The 16405-nt window shown below is 73.3% G+C and carries 14 protein-coding genes; 5 read left to right on the top strand and 9 right to left on the bottom strand.

What is annotated here, in order from left to right:
* Positions 1-109: 109 nt before the first annotated feature.
* From HMPREF3159_RS12515 to HMPREF3159_RS12495, 5 genes are all read right to left on the bottom strand, one after another.
* Positions 110-964 carry a DUF1206 domain-containing protein gene (locus HMPREF3159_RS12515; protein WP_083305939.1) on the bottom strand — a complete coding sequence of 285 codons (855 nt, stop codon included), beginning with the start codon at positions 962-964 and terminating at the stop codon, positions 110-112.
* A 236-nt stretch (positions 965-1200) separates the two neighbouring features.
* Positions 1201-2241, bottom strand: coding sequence for an alpha/beta hydrolase (locus HMPREF3159_RS12510; RefSeq protein ID WP_070501334.1), 1041 nt, complete (start codon positions 2239-2241; stop codon positions 1201-1203).
* Positions 2238-3608 carry a BNR-4 repeat-containing protein gene (locus HMPREF3159_RS12505; protein ID WP_070501333.1) on the bottom strand — a complete coding sequence of 457 codons (1371 nt, stop codon included), beginning with the start codon at positions 3606-3608 and terminating at the stop codon, positions 2238-2240. Before HMPREF3159_RS12505 ends, HMPREF3159_RS12510 begins: the two co-directional genes overlap by 4 nt.
* 201 nt (positions 3609-3809) lie before the next feature.
* Positions 3810-5123: an MFS transporter gene (locus tag HMPREF3159_RS12500; RefSeq protein WP_070501331.1), complete on the bottom strand. Its 1314-nt coding sequence runs from the start codon at positions 5121-5123 to the stop codon at positions 3810-3812.
* 117 nt (positions 5124-5240) lie between these two features.
* Positions 5241-5600, bottom strand: coding sequence for an L-rhamnose mutarotase (locus tag HMPREF3159_RS12495; RefSeq protein WP_070501329.1), 360 nt, complete (start codon positions 5598-5600; stop codon positions 5241-5243).
* 193 nt (positions 5601-5793) lie between these two features.
* Here HMPREF3159_RS12495 and rhaI point away from each other — a divergent pair, with 193 nt between their 5' ends.
* Genes rhaI through HMPREF3159_RS12480 form a run of 3 tightly spaced genes read left to right on the top strand, consistent with a single transcriptional unit; the run spans position 5794 to position 10532 of the window.
* Entirely contained in the window at positions 5794-6972 is a 1179-nt protein-coding gene (gene rhaI / locus HMPREF3159_RS12490) for an L-rhamnose isomerase (RefSeq protein ID WP_070501327.1), read from the top strand.
* Positions 6973-9015, top strand: coding sequence for a bifunctional rhamnulose-1-phosphate aldolase/short-chain dehydrogenase (locus HMPREF3159_RS12485; RefSeq protein ID WP_070501325.1), 2043 nt, complete (start codon positions 6973-6975; stop codon positions 9013-9015).
* Complete coding sequence (locus tag HMPREF3159_RS12480) at positions 9012-10532, top strand: rhamnulokinase (protein WP_070501323.1); 1521 nt, start codon at positions 9012-9014, stop codon at positions 10530-10532. The genes HMPREF3159_RS12485 and HMPREF3159_RS12480 overlap by 4 nt, the downstream gene beginning before the upstream one ends.
* A gap of 66 nt (positions 10533-10598) precedes the next feature.
* Here the strand turns inward: HMPREF3159_RS12480 and HMPREF3159_RS12475 are convergent, their stop codons facing one another.
* Positions 10599-10988 carry a lysylphosphatidylglycerol synthase domain-containing protein gene (locus HMPREF3159_RS12475; RefSeq protein WP_141748221.1) on the bottom strand — a complete coding sequence of 130 codons (390 nt, stop codon included), beginning with the start codon at positions 10986-10988 and terminating at the stop codon, positions 10599-10601.
* Between the two features lie 3 nt (positions 10989-10991).
* Here HMPREF3159_RS12475 and HMPREF3159_RS17535 point away from each other — a divergent pair, with 3 nt between their 5' ends.
* Both HMPREF3159_RS17535 and HMPREF3159_RS17195 read left to right on the top strand, forming a co-directional pair.
* A complete protein-coding gene (locus HMPREF3159_RS17535) occupies positions 10992-11132 on the top strand; it encodes a hypothetical protein (RefSeq protein ID WP_168165430.1) in 141 nt (46 codons plus the stop codon).
* Between the two features lie 210 nt (positions 11133-11342).
* The gene (locus tag HMPREF3159_RS17195; protein WP_141748220.1) at positions 11343-11537 is read left to right on the top strand and encodes a hypothetical protein; all 195 of its coding nucleotides are present in this window, start codon (positions 11343-11345) and stop codon (positions 11535-11537) included.
* A 47-nt stretch (positions 11538-11584) separates the two neighbouring features.
* On the opposite strand, the gene HMPREF3159_RS12470 is transcribed toward HMPREF3159_RS17195, so the two are convergent.
* From HMPREF3159_RS12470 to HMPREF3159_RS12460, 3 genes are all read right to left on the bottom strand, one after another.
* Positions 11585-14302, bottom strand: a complete 2718-nt coding sequence (locus tag HMPREF3159_RS12470; RefSeq protein WP_070501319.1) for a glycosyl hydrolase — start codon at positions 14300-14302, stop codon at positions 11585-11587.
* A 123-nt stretch (positions 14303-14425) separates the two neighbouring features.
* Positions 14426-15733 carry an ABC transporter substrate-binding protein gene (locus tag HMPREF3159_RS12465; protein WP_070501317.1) on the bottom strand — a complete coding sequence of 436 codons (1308 nt, stop codon included), beginning with the start codon at positions 15731-15733 and terminating at the stop codon, positions 14426-14428.
* Positions 15734-15984: 251 nt separating this feature from the next.
* Positions 15985-16405: substrate-binding domain-containing protein (locus HMPREF3159_RS12460; RefSeq protein WP_141748219.1), on the bottom strand; the 421-nt coding region annotated here is incomplete at its 5' end.

The raw sequence follows: 16405 nt of genomic DNA, 5'->3' as shown, positions 1-16405 counted from the left end.
CGCCCCGTCGGTCGGCCCGCGCGTCGGGCCCGCGCGCAACCCCCGAGAGCCGGCCCTCCCTCCGGGCCCGAGGCCCTCGGGGCTCGCCCCTGCGGAGAGCCGCCCTGGCTCAGAGCGGCGCGTAGCGCGAGCGCAGCACCGCGTAGACGCCGTAGAGCATCACCCCGATGCCGACGACGACCAGCAGCACCGCCCCCGCGAGCAGGCTCGCCATGGTCTGGAACGCGCCGTCCAGGCCGGTCGCCTTCTCGGGGTCCGAGCCGATCGCGGCCCAGCCGAACAGGATGCCGACGACGATCAGCGCGACGCCCTTGGCGATGTAGCCGATCACGCCGGTGACGATCACGACCATGCTGATCCGCTGGTCGCCGGGCGGGCGGAGATCGTCCTCGAAGCCCCGGCCCGCTCCCTTGACCACGTGGTATCCCCCGACCGCGAGGACGACGAGACCGATCAGGATCACCGCCCCGCGACCTGCCGCGCTGCCGAGCAGACCCGCGGTGAGCTCGGAGGTCTGCTGGCCGGAGTCGCTGCCGCCGCCGGCGGCGAAGCGCAGCGCGGTCACCCCGAGCGCGCCGTACACCCCGGCCTTGCCGAGCGTCTTCACGACGTGGGTGAGGCGCCGGCGGTCGTCGTCGGCCCATCTCGCGCCGAAGTACGCCTCGGCGAGATGCCAGACGGTCAGGGCGAGCATCGCCAGGCCACCGATCCACAGCAGCGCATTTCCGCCGGGAGCGGCGGCGACGGTGTTCAGCGCGCCGGACTGGTCGGCATCCTGCCCCGAGCCGCCGAGGGCGACGCGCAGCGCGAACCAGCCGATGAGCACGTGCACCAGGCCGCTCATCACGAAGCCGCCGCGGGCGATGCCCTCGAAGACGGGATGATCGGTCACGGTCTCGGCGGTGCGCTCGGCCGCCGCGGCACCGTCGCGGGCGGCGCGCCCGGCGTCCTCCATGGGGTTCATGGCGGAACTGTACGTCCGCCCGGCCCGGTCCGCTCGCCGTCCACCCGGGCGGTCAGCCCGCGCCTCGACAGGACCGTCCTCCGCCCCTAGCGGGCCGCCGGGTCTGCGGAGCGGACCGTCTCGAGCGCCGCGCGGCCCTCGACGTGGATGTCCTCCCAGGTGAAGCACTCGATCGAGACGTGCGCGTCGCACCTCGAGAAGCGGCGCGAGGGGACCGGGGAGGACGGCCCGCGCTCTCAGAGCTCCCGCAGGATCTGCGCCATGGCCTCGCAGGACTCGGCCGCCTGCGGCAGGCCGAGCTTGTTGAGGTGGCCGTGGGTGACGCCGCGGCGCACCACGTGCTCGACCTCGACGCCGGCCTCGGTCAGCTGCTCGGCATAGCGGCGGGCGCCGCAGCGCAGGTCGTCGTGCTCGTCGACCTCGAGATAGGTGCGGGGCAGCACGGCGAGCTGGGCGGGGGTGCCGAGGCCGGGGAACTCGTGGGCGGTGGCCTCCTCGAGCGGGCGGCCGAGGTACGTCTCGGCCATCAGCCGCATCGACTCCGGAGGGAAGCGGAACATGCCCGGGACGTCGGCGAGCGCCGCGGCCTCCTCGGCGGTGGGCTCGGGGTTCAGCGGATGCGTGACCGGGTACATCAGCAGGCTCGCGGCGGGCGACTCGCCCTGCTCGGCCAGGCGCAGGGAGGCGGAGGCGGCGAGGTTGCCGCCGGCGCTCGCCCCGCCGAGCGCGACGCGGCCGGGGTCGATGCCGAGCAGCCGCGCCATGGAACGCGTCCAGCGCACGGCGGCCATGACGTCGTCCCCAGGGATCGGGGCGTGGACGGTGAAGGTCTCGCCGGGCAGTCGCCTCGCGGGGGCGCCGCCGGTCTCGGCGGGCTCGTCGCACAGCCGGTAGTCGACGGAGACGACCACGGCGTCCGCGCGGGCGGCCACGCGGCGCGCGGTCTCGTGCGCCTCGGGCATGTCGAGGTCGCCGTGCTGGAAGGAGCCACCGTGGCACCACACGAGCGCGGCCCGGGGCCGGCGGCTGCGCGCGGCGGGGCTGTAGACGCGCAGGGGGACGATGCCGTGGGGGCCGCGCGCCTCGCGGTTCTCGATGCGCAGGTCGAGGCGCTCTGCCGGACCGTAGGGCCTCTCCCAGGCCTCGCGCGCCGCGGCGGGGACCTCGTCCCAGCTGCTCGCGCCGCGCAGCGCCTCCAGGCGGCGCAGCATCTCGCCGCGCGGGTCGGTCGGCGCGAACGGCTCCGCGGCGGGCGCGGTCGGCGGGGGCGTGGTCATCGGGTCTCTCCTGCGTCGGGCGTGGCGGTGTCGGCGGGTCGCGGCGCGGAGCGCAGCACGACCTCGCAGTCGAAGCGCTGCGAGGAGGCCATGGTGCCGCGGAACCAGAGCAGGTGCTCGGCGGCGGGGTCGCCGGGGGCGAGGATCGGGCGGAGGTTGTCGACCTCGGAGTCCTCGGTGATCGCCGTCCATGCCCAGCTCGCGCCGCCGTCCTCGGTGCGGCCGCGGAACAGCTCGCGGTGTGTCAGCGCACGGCCGTCGCGCGGGTCGATCGGAGTGGAGAGCACGAGGTGGTCGGGGTCGTAGGGATCCAGGGCTGCCAGGCCCGTGTAGTCCTGCTCGTGGGGCAGCAGGCCGGGGCCGGCATCGGCGAGGGGGTGGACGGCCCAGGTGCCGCCCTTGCCGAGGCGGGCGTAGACCAGGCGCAGGTCGGGGACGGGGACGTCGTTGCCGTCGGCGTCCCGCACCGCGTCGGGTCCGGTGACCGCGGCGCCCTCGGGCCAGCCGGGGTGGTCCGCGCGGGCGGTCATCACGGCGGAGACGACTCCGTCCACGACCCGGAGGTCGGTGGTCCAGGCGTGGCTCAGGCGCGCCCCGCCCACCTCGCTGCCGGCGGGGAGGATCGTCGTCAGCCGGTCCTGGTTCGGGGCGGGCTCGGCGAAGAGCTCGCCCCCCACCACGGCGCCGGTCGAGTCGTGGCGCCGGCCGCCGGAGAGCACACCGTGGTGGATCGCGTTGTCGTAGTCGCGGGGGTGGTGGTCGGTGGCGATGACGTGCAGCCCGTCGGGCCCCTCGGCGTAGCGGGCGTAGGCGTTGACGTAGCCGACCTTTTCGCGCTCGAAGAGCTTGCCGGCGAAGGTCCAGGTGTCGCCGAGGTCGTCGGAGACCAGCGCGCAGGGGTCGTCGTTGATCGCGCGGACGAAGCAGTAGAGCCGTCCGTCGAGCTCGTGGAGGTTGGAGTAGGTGACGTGGCGGCCCTCGGTGAGCTCGGACCAGTCGAACAGCTTCTCCTCGCCCCAGCGGGTGGGGTCGTGCGGCTCGCTGATCCGCCAGTAGGTGTTGTCGTCGGTCTTGTGGCGGGCGTAGACGGCGAGCCAGCGCCCGTCGGGGCGAAGCCACAGCGCGGGTACGTCGTGATCGTCGGACTCGAAGCCCTCGTGCAGGGTCACGACCTGCACGTCCCCGGTCTCGAGGTCGACGACGGAGAGGTCGAGGTCGCCGCCGCGGCGGTCCCCGTCCTTCCCGGCGACCGAGGCGATGGAGCCGACGACGAGCTGCCGGCGCTCGGGGTCGACGAGGGCACGCTCGTCCTGGAACCAGCACCAGGCGCCGTTGGAGTTCAGGACCTGGAGGGTCGGGGAGGTCATCGGGTCTCCTCGTAGGGGGCAGCCGCGCAGGGGCGGCTGATCGGCAGGGGATGCGGCGGCGCGGTGCGGCCGCCTCGGCGGGGCCCGGTCCGATCGCCTCCGCGGTGAACACCGGATCCGGACCGGGCCCCATCCTTGTCCGCCCGGACACCGACGGTCAAGCGCTTTCCACCCATGGAGCGGAAGGGCGGCTCTCCTCCGTCACACCGCGGAGCCGTACCGCTCCTTCTCGATCTGCTCGAGGCTCTTGCCACGCGTGTCCGGTGCACCGATCACGCCGATCACCAGGGCGACGAGCAGGAAGCCGATCATGATCATCCCGACGAACGGCACTCCCCGCGCCGCGAGCAGCGTCGGGAAGACGTAGCTGAGCACGCCGACGAGAATTCTCGCGGCGAAGAACAGCACGCCCTGCGCCGTCGCCCGGTACGGGGTCGCGAACATCTCCGCCGTCCACAGCGCATAGAAGGCCTGAGCGCCGATGCCTGCCGAGACGCCCCACAGCACCGCGAAGGCGATCAGCAGCGGCGTGGTGACGTGCGCGAACACGAGGAGCACCCAGGCGGCCAGCCCGAGCACGGCCCCGATCCCGTAGAGCAGGCGTCGGTCGACCTTGTCCCCGAGGAGCATGAATCCGAAGTAGGTCGCCGCGACGGTCATGGTCCACAGCAGCACCTGCAGGAGGTTCTGGCTCGCGGCGCTCGCCACCCCGGCCGTCTCGTAGACCCGGGGCATGAAGATGCCCATCTGCCCGGCCACCATGTTCCACAGGCCGTAGACGCCGATCAGGAACAGCAGCGCGGTGACGTTCTGACGACGGGAGAGGAGCTCCTTCAGTCCGCGGTGCGCGACCGCCTCGCCCCGTGCCGCGGCGTCGTCGCGGACCTTCTTCTGCTCGACCCAGATGTCGGACTCCGCGAGACCCCGACGCACCCACCAGGTGATGAAGGCGACGACGAAGAGGTGGGCGAAGATCAGCCGGGATCCCAGCAGCCCCAGCGGGACCAGCGCGGTCGCGATCGCGAAGACGACCGCCGGCCCGAGCGACCAGGCGAGCTGCGCGGTGCCCACGTGGCGGGCACGCTTCGCGCCGGGCGCCTGCTCGGCGATGTACGTCCAGGCCACCGGCACTCCGGCGCCGACGGCGATGCCGGTGAGGATCACGCCGAGCACGAGCATCCACGCCTGGGCGGCGAAGACGACCAACAGGGTGCCGAGCATGTAGAGGATCAGGTCGTAGGTGTAGATGAACTTGCGGCCGTAGCGGTCTCCGAGCGGTCCGCCGATCATGGCGCCGACCGCGGCGCCGAAGGCGTTGGCCGAGAGCGCGGCGACCAGGCCGACGACCCAGTTCGAGAAGCCGAAGTACTCCTGCCACAGCGTGAGGCTGGTGGCGAGGGCGATGATCGAGCCGGCTTCGATGTAGTTCGACATGGCCACGGCGATGGTGGCCTTCCATCCGCGGACATGGCCCGCGGTCCGGGCGAGTGCCGGCGTGGGCACGGTGTTGCTCATGGTCTCCCTCCTCGGGAATCAGGTGCTGAGGCGGCGACGCGCGGGCCGACCCGGCGGTCGGGTCACTCTCGGCCGCAGCCGGCCGGGACGGCCGCATGTCGACCGGGACGGCAGCGGTCAGGCGAGATGGAAGTACTGCGGCAGGACCCGCTTCTCCCCACCGCCGGGGGTGAAGTACTCCGCCATCGCCGCCTCCCAGCGAGGACTGATCGCGGCGCGGGCGATCGCATCCTGGGCGGCGTCGACGTCGTCGGCCTCGAAATAGCCGACGACCAGGCCGTCCTCCGGACGCAGGAAGAGGGAGTAGTTGCGCCATCCGGCGTCGGAGAGCGCTGTGCGCATCTCCTCCCAGACGTCCTGGTGCGCGGCGACGTAGTCGGCGAGCTTCTCTGTGCGCACGTGCAGCAGGAAGCAGCAGCGGTGAGGGCTGCGAGCGGTTGTGGTGGCCAGCAGGTGGTCGAGATCAGGCGGCGTCATCGCTGCTCCTCATCGGGCGAGTCCCCCCGCGACGGATCGGTGCGAGGGCGGCGGGGACGTCTGTTGTCGAACCGCCGACGGGAATGCTAGGTTCTTTCTTGAGTCGTTTCAACCCTCGAATCGGTCGCTGCTCGTCCAAGGCCGTCGCCGCCGACGCCGCCCGCACGGACCGGTCCGTCCCGAAGGAGCCACCATGACCAGCCCCGCCACGCTTCCCCCCGAGGTCGCCCGCGACCTCGAGGAGTTCTCCATCGAGGTCCCCAGCTGGGCCTACGGCAACTCCGGCACCCGCTTCAAGGTCTTCGGCACCCCAGGCACCCCGCGCGACCCCTTCGAGAAGATCGCCGACGCCGCGCAGACCCACGCCTTCACCGGCCTCGCCCCGCGCGTGTCCCTGCACCACCCCTGGGACCGGGTCGAGGACGTCGCCGCGCTGCGCGCCCACGCCGCGGAGCTCGGCGTCTCGCTCGGCATGATCAACTCCAACACCTTCCAGGACGACGAGTACAAGTTCGGTTCGCTCACCCACTCGGACGCGTCCGTGCGCCGCCGCGCGATCGACCACCACCTCGAGTGCCTGGACGTGATGCGGGAGGCGGGCTCGCACGAGCTGAAGATCTGGCTGGCCGACGGCACGAACTACGCCGGTCAGGACTCGATCCGTCGGCGGCAGGACCATCTGGCGGAGTCGCTGCAGGAGATCTACGCGGGTCTGCGCGAGGGCGAGCGCCTGGTGCTGGAGTACAAGTTCTTCGAGCCGGCGTTCTACCACACCGACGTCCCGGACTGGGGCACGAGCCTGATGCACTGCCTGGCCCTCGGCGAGCAGGCGCAGGTGGTGCTGGACACCGGCCACCATGCCCCCGGCACGAACATCGAGTTCATCGTCGCCCAGCTGCTGCGGCAGCACCGGCTCGGGGCCTTCGACTTCAACTCCCGCAACTACGCCGACGACGACCTGATCGTCGGCGCCGCGGACCCGTTCCAGCTGTTCCGGATCCTGTTCGAGATCGTGCAGCAGGACGCCCACCGCCCCGCCTCCGGCGTGAACTTCATGCTCGACGAGTGCCACAACCTCGAGTCGAAGATCCAGGGCCAGATCCGCTCGGTGCTGAACGTGCAGGAGACGCTCGCCAAGGCGCTGCTGGTGGACCGCGAGGCCCTGGCCGATGCGCAGGAGCGCCACGATGTGCTCGAGGCGCACGGGATCCTCATGGATGCCTTCTGGACGGACGTGCGACCGGCGCTCGCGGCCTTCCGCGAGGAGCGGGGCCTGCCGGCGGATCCGTTCGCGGCGTTCCGCGCGAGCGGCTACGAGGAGAAGGTCGCCGGCGAGCGCGTCGGCGGGAACCAGATGGGATGGGGAGCCTGAATGAGCACCGCACGAGAGACGATCGACGCCCTCCTGACCCGCTCGAACGAGCTGGGCGCCGACCCGACGACGACGAACTACGCCGGCGGCAACACCTCCGCCAAGGGCACCGACACCGACCCCGTCACCGGGCAGGATGTCGAGCTGCTGTGGGTGAAGGGCTCCGGCGGCGACCTCGGCACCCTGGAGGAGAAGGGCCTGGCGGTGCTGCGCCTGGACCGGGTGCGCGCCCTGCAGGACGTCTACCCGGGCGTGGAGCGGGAGGACGAGATGGTCGCGGCCTTCGACCACTGCCTGTTCGGCAAGGGCGGGGCCGCCCCCTCGATCGACACCGCCATGCACGCCCTGGTCGACGCCCCGCACGTGGACCACCTCCACCCCGATGCCGGGATCGCGCTCGCGACCGCTGCCGACGGGGAGCGCCTGACCCAGGAGATCTTCGGCGACGCCGTGGTGTGGGTGCCGTGGCGGCGACCCGGCTTCCAGCTGGGGCTGGACATCGCCGAGATCAAGGCCCGCAGCCCCGAGGCGATCGGCTGCATCCTCGGCGGGCACGGCATCACCGCCTGGGGCGCGACCTCCCAGGAGGCGAAGGAGAACTCGCTGCGGATCATCCGCGAGGCGCAGGCGCACCTGGACGCGCACGGCGCCGCCGAGCCCTTCGGCCCGGCCGACCCCGCCCGCGCCGCGCTGCCGGAGGCGGAGCGGCGCGCGAAGGCGTCGGCACTGTTCCCCGTGATCCGCGGTCTCGCCTCGACCGACGCGCCGATGATCGGCCACTGGACCGACAGCGAGAACGTCCACGAGTTCCTCGCGGGCGAGAAGCTCGCTGCGCTCGCCGAGCTCGGCACCTCCTGCCCCGACCACTTCCTGCGCACCAAGGTCAAGCCCCTGGTCCTGGACCTGCCCGCGAGCGCCCCGGTGGAGGAGCAGATCGCGCGCCTGCGCGAGCTGCACGAGTCCTACCGCGAGGACTACGCCGCCTACTACGAGCGCCACGCGAGCGCGGACTCCCCCGCCATGCGCGGCGCGGATCCTGCGATCGTGCTGGTCCCGGGGGTCGGCATGTTCTCCTTCGGCGCCGACGCGCAGACCGCGCGGGTCGCCGGGGAGTTCTACGTCAACGCGATCCACGTGATGCGCGGCGCGGAGGCGGTCTCGACCTACTCTCCCATCGGCGAGTCGGAGAAGTTCCGCATCGAGTACTGGGAGCTGGAGGAGGCGAAGCTGCGCCGTCGGCCGACGCCCAAGCCACTCGCCACCCGCGTCGCGCTCGTGACCGGGGGCGGCTCCGGGATCGGCAAGGCGACGGCGACGCGGCTCGTCGCCGAGGGCGCATGCGTCGTGATCGCGGACCTGAACCTGGAGAACGCCCAGGCCACCGCCGAGGAGCTCGGCGGACCGGACCACGCCGTCGCCCTGCGCGCCGACGTCTCCGACGAGCAGGCCGTGATCGACATGGTCGCCGAGGCCGTGCTCGCCTTCGGCGGGCTCGACCTCATCGTGAACAACGCCGGGCTCTCGCTGTCCAAGCCGCTGCTAGAGACGACCGCGAAGGACTGGGACCTGCAGCACGACGTCATGGCGCGCGGCAGCTTCCTCGTCTCCCGCGAGACGGCTCGCGTGATGATCGCGCAGGCCATGGGCGGGGACATCCTCTACATCTCCTCGAAGAACTCCGTCTTCGCCGGGCCCAACAACATCGCCTACTCGGCGACGAAGGCGGATCAGGCCCATCAGGTGCGGCTGCTCGCCGCGGAGCTCGGCGAGCACCAGATCCGCGTCAACGGCATCAACCCCGACGGGGTGGTGCGCGGCTCCGGCATCTTCGCCGGCGGCTGGGGCGCGAGCCGGGCGAAGGTGTACGGCGTCGAGGAGGAGAAGCTCGGCGAGTTCTACGCCCAGCGCACCCTGCTGAAGCGCGAGGTGCTGCCGGAGAACGTGGCGAACGCCGTGTTCGCCCTGACCGCCGGGGACCTCTCGCACACCACCGGTCTGCACGTACCGGTGGACGCGGGGGTCGCCGCGGCGTTCCTGCGATGAGCGCCGGGGGCCCGCACGCGGTCGCCGCGATCGACCTCGGCGCGACCTCGGGCCGGGTCATGCTCGGCGTGGTCGCCAGGGGCCGGATCGAACTGGTCCCCGCGCACCGCTTCGAGAACCGGCTCGAGACCCGCGTGGGGCATCTCAGCTGGGATCTCGACGCGCTGTGGGCCGAGATCCGGCAGGGCCTCTCCGCCGCCCACGACCTCGCCGTCCTCCGGGGCCTGCCGGGCCTGAGCTCGATCGGCGTGGACTCCTGGGCCGTGGACTACGCCCTCATCGGCCCCGACGGGGAGCGGATCGGCGAGGTGATCTCCTACCGCGACGGCCGCACCGATGGCGTCGCCGAACGCCTCGCCGCGCAGGTCCCGGCCGCACGGCAGTTCGCTCTGACGGGCGTGGCCCAGCAGCCCTTCAACACCCTGTACCAGCTCGCGGCCGACGACCGCCTAGCCGCGCTCCCTTCGGGCTCGGCCGCGCTGCTCGTGCCGGACGCGATCGGCTTCCTGCTCACCGGGCAGCGCCGCACCGAGCTGACGAACGCCTCGACCACGGGCATGCTCGCCGCGGACGAGGCGGCCTGGGTGCCGGAGCTCCTCGCCGCCGCTGGGGCCGACGAGGGCCTGTTCGCCCCGTTCATCGCGCCCGGCGAGCGGCTCGGTACGGTGCGCCCCGACCTCGCCCGCTCCCTCGGGATCGGCGAGGTGCCGGTGATCGCCGTCGGCTCCCACGACACCGCCTCCGCAGTGCTCGCCGTACCCGCCGGCGGAGACGGTGCTGCCGGAGCGGCCGACTTCGCGGATCCTGCGGCCACAGACCATGCCGGGACGAAGGCCGACGAGACTCTCGCCTACATCTCCTCCGGCACCTGGTCGCTGATCGGCCTCGAGCTGCTTGCCCCGGTCGCCACGGCAGCCGCGCACGACGCGGGGTTCACGAACGAGGGCGGGGTCGCCGGCACCGTCCGCTTCCTCAAGAACGTGGCCGGGATGTGGCTGGTCAGCGAGTCGATCCGGCAGTGGGAGGAGGACGGGGCGCGCGTGGAGCTCGACGACCTGCTCGCCGCGGCGGCCGTCGTGCCAGGGGACCGCTTCCGCATCGACCCCACCGATCCGTGCTTCCTCACCCCGGGGAGGATGGCGGACCGGGTGCGGGAGGCCGCCCGGCCGCTCGGCGAGGACGAGTCGCCACGCACTCCGGCCGAGCTGGTGCGCTGCATCCTCGAATCCCTCGCCGAGACCTATCGCGAGGAGCTGCACGCCGCCTGTGACCTGGCCGGGGTCCCGCTCCCGACGCGTCTGCACGTCGTCGGCGGCGGCTCCCGCAACGCGCTGCTGAACCAGCTCACCGCCGATGCCCTCGGTCTCGAGGTGGTCGCCGGCCCCATGGAGGCGACGGCGCTGGGAAACATCGCGGTCCAGTCCCGCGCTCTCGGCGCCGTCCCCGACGGACCCGGCGCGATCCGGCGCCTGGTACGGGAGAGCGTCGAGCTGGAGGTGTTCACCCCGGCTCGCTGACCGACGGCGCTGCGCACCCGCACGGTCACCGGGCCGGGACGGGCCGCCCCTCCCGACGCCACAGCATCACCGTGACGAGGCCCAGCAGCAGGGGCCGGCGACCGTGACGGCGCGCCAGACGATCACCGCGGCGAGCGCAGGCTCCACGACGCCCTGACCGGCCGTCTCGGCGAAGGAGGCGAGCAGCGCCGTGTCCATGACGCCGAGGCCCTGCGCCGGGAACATGGTCAGCGGGAAGGCGAAGACGTAGGCGGCGACCAGGTCCACGAGCGGCAGCGCCTCCGCGTCCACACCCATCAGGCGCAGGCAGAGCGTGAGGATCGCGAGGTCCGCGACGAGCACCCCGCCGCTCGCAAGGAGTGCCTGCGGGAACCGGGTGCCGAAGCCCTCGGCGACATGCCCCTGGGACTGCCGCAGCGCCCGGGACCACTCCGCAGGATCCGTGCGACGCCGCACCAGGTGCACCGCCCGCCCCAGCCTCTCCCCCACGCGGGGAGCACACGTGCCTGGCTCGAGACTCATATGACCGCGGTGACCATCGTGATCCTGGTGCTGCTCGGCGCCTTCTTCCCCGGCGAGGGGCTCGGCATCCTTGGCTGAGCACCCAGGCCCGGGACCCGATCCCGTGGGGCCCGGCGGGCCTGACACGCGAAGACTCGACGCAGCCGCTCTGCCCCCGCCCCGCTGGCGGCGGCTCCTCGGCCGGGCGCTGCTGATCGCAGTGATCGTGGCGGTCGTCTTCGCGATCGTGCGCACCACGCGCCGGCTGGACCTCGCCGCGGTGGCCGACGCGCTGGGACGCCTGCCCTGGTGGAGCGTGCTGTCGCTGCTGGCGCTGCTGCTCGCACGCCAGATCATCAACGCCGTGCCGCTGGCGATCTTCCTGCGCACCTGCGCGATGAGTACACGCGCGTCTTCGAAGAGGTGCTCTTCGGCAAGGTCAGTCCCTCCGAGGGGGCCGACGAAATCCTCGAGATCCTCACCGGCATGCAGCCGGGGGCCTGAGCTAAGCCGCCGGAGACCTGAGCACGCAACTGGACGCCTGAGCCGCCTCAGCGGGCGCGGTGACGCAGCACGGGCACCTCGCCGAGGCCCGTCGCGACCCCGTCCAGCAACAGGTCAAGCTCCTGCTGCTGGAAGCGTTCGCCGTAGGCGGCGTGCGCCGCGGCGACCGTCCGGGCGGCGGGCAGGGCGTTCTCCGGCGCGGCGGCCGCCGCGGCGGTCGTGCCGAGCACGGTCAGGGCGAGCCGTGCGCCGCCGGCGGTGACCCAGCCGGTGAGGTCGAGACGGTACGGGGGCCGCCACAGCATCCCGACCTCGTGCCCGTCGATCTCGACGATCGCGACCTCGCGCACCGGCGGGTCCAGCAGGGCCTCGTAGCCGCTGCCCGGCCCGGGCTCGTCACGGGGTGCGCCCTCACCGAGGTCGAGCAGCAGGGGTCCGGACGCCTCGTGCTCGTCGAGGGTCAGCGTCGTCTCGAAGCGGAGCGAGCGCAGGTCCGCGGCCTCTGCGCCCGTGAGCAGGTGCGGGAGGGCGACGGGCCGGGGCTCGTCCTCACCCCTGGCGAGGGTCCACGGGCCGTCCAAGGGCGTCGCGGCGAGGACCGACGCCGCGCTCTCTCCGTCCGTGCTCTCACCGCCCAGCGCCGCGCCGTCACCGCTGGGCACGCCGCGCTCCCCGTCATGCGCGCCGCTGAGCGCCGTATCAGGGGCGCCGGCGAGCGCCTCGTCGCGGGCGAGCAGGAGCCGTGCCTCGTAGGGCGCGAGATCGAGCACCCCGCCGTCGGGCGCAAGCCGGAGGGAGCCCCCCGAGGCGGGGTCGTGGACGCTCAGCCCCGCCACGCTGCGGCGCGGGGCGAGGGTCAGCGAGAGCGGGGTGGGTCCGGTGTTCACCAGGAGGAACAGCTCACCGTCGGCGAGCCGGCGACGCACCACCCCCACCCTGCCACGGTCCCCGGACAGTGTCAGGGGCGGCGGGCACGCCGCATGCAGCGCGGCGCGCAGGGCGCTCTGCCCACCGCCGTCGGACGCCGCCTCGGCGCCGGCTGCGGCCGAGGCGCCGACCATCGAGAGCGTCGCATGGTCCACGAGCCGTTCGGCGTCGACCACCGCCTCGGGCATCGTCACCGTCTCCCCGGCGGGATAGGCCGGGGAGTCGACGGCGAGGACCGTGCCGCCCGCTGCGCGCACTCTGTCCAGCCAGTCCGCGGCGGCCTGCGGTAGCCGGGAGACGCGCGGGAGCACCACCACCCGGTACGCGGCGGGGTCGAGGGTCTCGAGGATGTCGTCGTCGACGAGGTCGAGGTCGTGGCCGGCGCGGCGGATCGCGGCAGGGATCGCCTCTCCCACATGCGCGCGGCAGGCGCGCCACAGGTCGTGCCCCGCGCCGCGGGCGGCGCGGACGTCGGCGTAGGGGAGGTAGAGAGCGACCTCGGCGCCGGGCTCGCCGAGTCGCAGGGCGGCGCAGAGCCGGGTGAGCTGGGCGGTGAGCTCGGGCATCGCGGGCCACCAGGCATTGCGGTCGTCCAGCGCGCCTGCGGCGTAGAAGGTCCAGCCGAGCCCCTCGGCGTCGGGCGCGGTGTAGGGCCAGCCGTGGCCGACGAAGTGGGTGATGCCGAGCAGCAGGTGCTCGTGCGCCTCGGCGAGGAGGTCCAGCGGCGTGGCGCGGAAGGATGGGGAGTGCACCCAGGTCCACACCTCGCTGGAGACCACCTCGCGCCGGTCGTGGTGCGCGGCGGAGGAGGCCCAGCGCGACTGGGTCAGCGCCGTCCAGCCTGCTCCCTCGCCCTCGATGAGATGGGCGCCCCGCTGTGCGGCCAGGGTGATCGGCGGCTCGCCGTAGCCCTGCAGCCGGAAGCGCGCCCCGTGCTCCTCAGCCCAGGTGCGGCAGGTCGCGACGAATCCCTCCTCGACGAGCACAGAGAGGGTGGCGCCGTAGTCCTCGCGCACGCGGGCGGCGCCCGGGCCCTCGACCTCCAGCAGGTGCAGGACGTCCAGCAGCTCGTAGCCGTGGAGGGCGCGGAAGCGCTCGGGCAGTCGCCCGGTCCATCCGGACTGGTACACCTCGAGGCTGTCGCTGAAGACGGAGCCGAGCAGCTCCGCCGGGACGGCCTCGAGCACGGCCCCGCCGACGACGTCGAGGTGGTGGCGCACGGCGTCGGCGTCGAGATGGTCCACCACCGGGCCCTCTGCCCCCGCGGCGGCGCGCTTCACCTGCTGCCCGGTGGCGCGAGACCAGGCCAGCAGCAAGGTGCGGGGTCCGCGCCCGGCGGGGATCCGCAGCGTGCCGTCCTCGACCGACAGGCGTTCCCAGCCGGACGGCGGCAGGCCCTCCCCCAGGTGCACGGAGACGAGCTCGTCCCCCGGCCAGCCCGGGCGCAACTCGAGCTCGAGCGGCTCCGGGCCCAGGTCACGCCGCCCCCAGTGCAGTCGGCGCGCGGCGTGCTCGGGCCCGATGTGCGCACCGCCGTAGGACCAGCCGCTGCCGAGGGTGACGTCCAGGCGCAGGCCGAGCTCCCGTGCCCGCTCGGCGACGTGGCGGAGGTGGCCGAGCACCTCGGCGGAGAGGTAGTGGGGCGCGCCCTCGCGCAGCGGGTAGACCAGGGCGATCTCGGCGCCTCCGAGCCCGGCCGCCCCCATCGCCTCGAGCTCGCGGTCGAGCTCGGCCCGTTCCAGGTCAGGGCCGAACCACCACCAACGCATCATGGGCCTCGCCGCGGGATCGGGGTCGGCGAGCGCCGCGAGGACCTGCTGGACGGTGTGCGTGGTCATGGTGCCTTTCGGAGAGGTGCGACAGCGGGCGGGCCGCGCAGGGGCCCTGCGGAGGGCGCGGTGCGGGCCCGGAGCCGGGTGGGAGCTCAGCCCAGCAGGCCGGGGCCGGGGCCCGGTGGGAGCTCAGCCCAGCAGGACGGGCGCCTCGTCGACGACGGCCTGCGCGGCCTCGGCGGGCGTGCTGCGCTCGAAGAGCACGTCCTCGGCCCGCCGGGTGATCCCGTCGTCGACCGCGCCACCGCCGGGCGGGGTCAGGGGCGGCGGGTCCCCGAGCTCCTCGGCGATCGCCTCGATGAAGTCGACCGCCTTGCGGTCGGCGTCGGAGAGGTCCTCGCGGATCGCGTCGCGCACTTCGAGGTTCGCCGGCACGCCGCGCTCGGCGAGCAGGATCTTCCCGGCGTCGGGGCTGTTGACCATCCAGTCGACGAAGGCGGCCGCAGTCTCAGGGTCCTTCGCGGTCGCCGAGACGGAGAAGTACATCGAGGCCTTGTACCAGAGCCCGGCCTCGGCGGCGGAGCCGGCGTGCGAGGGCATGCGCAGTGCCTTCACCGTGCCGCCGAGGGCGTTGTCGAACGTGACGGCCTGGTTCGACCACTGCGCCTGCAGGGCGCATCGTCCGACGGCGAACAGGGTCTGGTCGACGGTCTGCCCGGCCTCCTCGACCGCGACCGACGCCTCGGGGGCGGCGCCGCTGTCCTGCAGGCGGAGGGTGAACTCCCACCACTGCGCAAGCTGCTCGGCGGTGAAGCCGATGCCGCCGTCGGCGCTGAACCGCTCGGCGCCGAGCTGGCGGAGGAACACGGTCAGCGGCGGCCCTCCGGCGGCCGCGAACTGCTGCACGCCGAAGGTGCCCTCCGCCGTACTCTCGGAGATGCGGGTCGCGATGTCGACCAGGTCGTCCCAGGTCCAGGTGGTGTCGTCCGGCATCTCGACCCCGGCCTCCTCGAAGACGGCGGGGTTCGCGAGGAGCACCGGGGCGTTGATGCCCGCGTTCAACGCGAAGAGTCCGCCGTCCACCCGGCCCGCCTCGAGTGCATCGGGGTCGATGCCTGCGGTGTCGATCGAGGCCTCGGCGAGGTCGGCGAGGATGCCGCGGCTGGAGTACTCCGCGAGATAGCCCTCGTCCATCTGCAGGATGTCCGGGGTGTCACCGCCGGCCACCTGGGTGGCGAGCTTGTCCCAGTAGCCGCTCCAGTCACCGGTCTCGGCGGAGAGGGAGACATCGGGCGCGACCTCCTCGTACGCGGCGAGCGCCTTGCGGGTGAGCTCGTCACGGGTCGCATTGCCCCACCAGGTGAAGCGCAGCGCCCCGTCGGCCTCGTCGCCTCCGCCGCCTGCGACGTTGGGGCCGCAGGAGGAAAGGGCGAGGAGCGCGAGCGGCGAGGCGAGGACCGCCCGACGGGCCGGGCGGGGCATGGCGCTGAGGGGCATGAGGATCTCCTTCGATCGGTGGGTGCGGCAGGGCCGACGGGAGCCAGCATAGGGACGAGAATGAAACGTGTAAACGGTTGCCGAGGATTGATCTCGCAGGTCCGCGCCACGACCCCGCACTCGCTCCCGCTCCTGCGCCCACTCTCCTGATGAGTCGTTTCAGCGGGTCGTGCCGACTCTCCGGGGCGATCCTGGAGCGGACCGCCCGAGGCCCCCACGGCGCGCCTTCCTCGCCGGGCGAGGATCCCCGCTCAGCTCTCCCCGAGAGTCGAGGCCCGCTCGACGAGCGTGGGCCGGAAGGAGACGTGCCGGCGAGGGGCGTCGGTGCCGAGGATCTCCTCCTCGAGCAGTGCGAGCGCGGTGCGGCCCATGAGCTCGGCGGGCTGGGAGACCGAGGGCAGCGGCACCACCGTCGAGCGGGCGAAGGCGATGTCGTCGTAGCCCACCAGCGCGATCTCCTCGGGCACGGCGACCTGGTGACGGAAGGCGAAGGCCTGCAGCGCCCCGACCGAGAGCAGGTCGTTGACGCAGAACAGCGCATCGGGCCGCTCGGCGCGGGGTCGGGCGACGACGCTCTCCCCCGCGGCGCGACCGGCGAGCACGGTGAGGCCCTCGGCCTCGATCACCTCGAGGGAGGCGCCGGCGGCCTCGGCGGCGGCGCGCGCCCCGTCC

Origin of the sequence: Brachybacterium sp. HMSC06H03, from assembly GCF_001807385.1 — a bacterium.
In the GTDB taxonomy this organism is placed as follows: domain Bacteria; phylum Actinomycetota; class Actinomycetes; order Actinomycetales; family Dermabacteraceae; genus Brachybacterium; species Brachybacterium conglomeratum.
The sequence above is the reverse complement of the archived record's forward strand: the minus strand, read 5'-3'. Positions and strand labels throughout refer to the sequence as shown.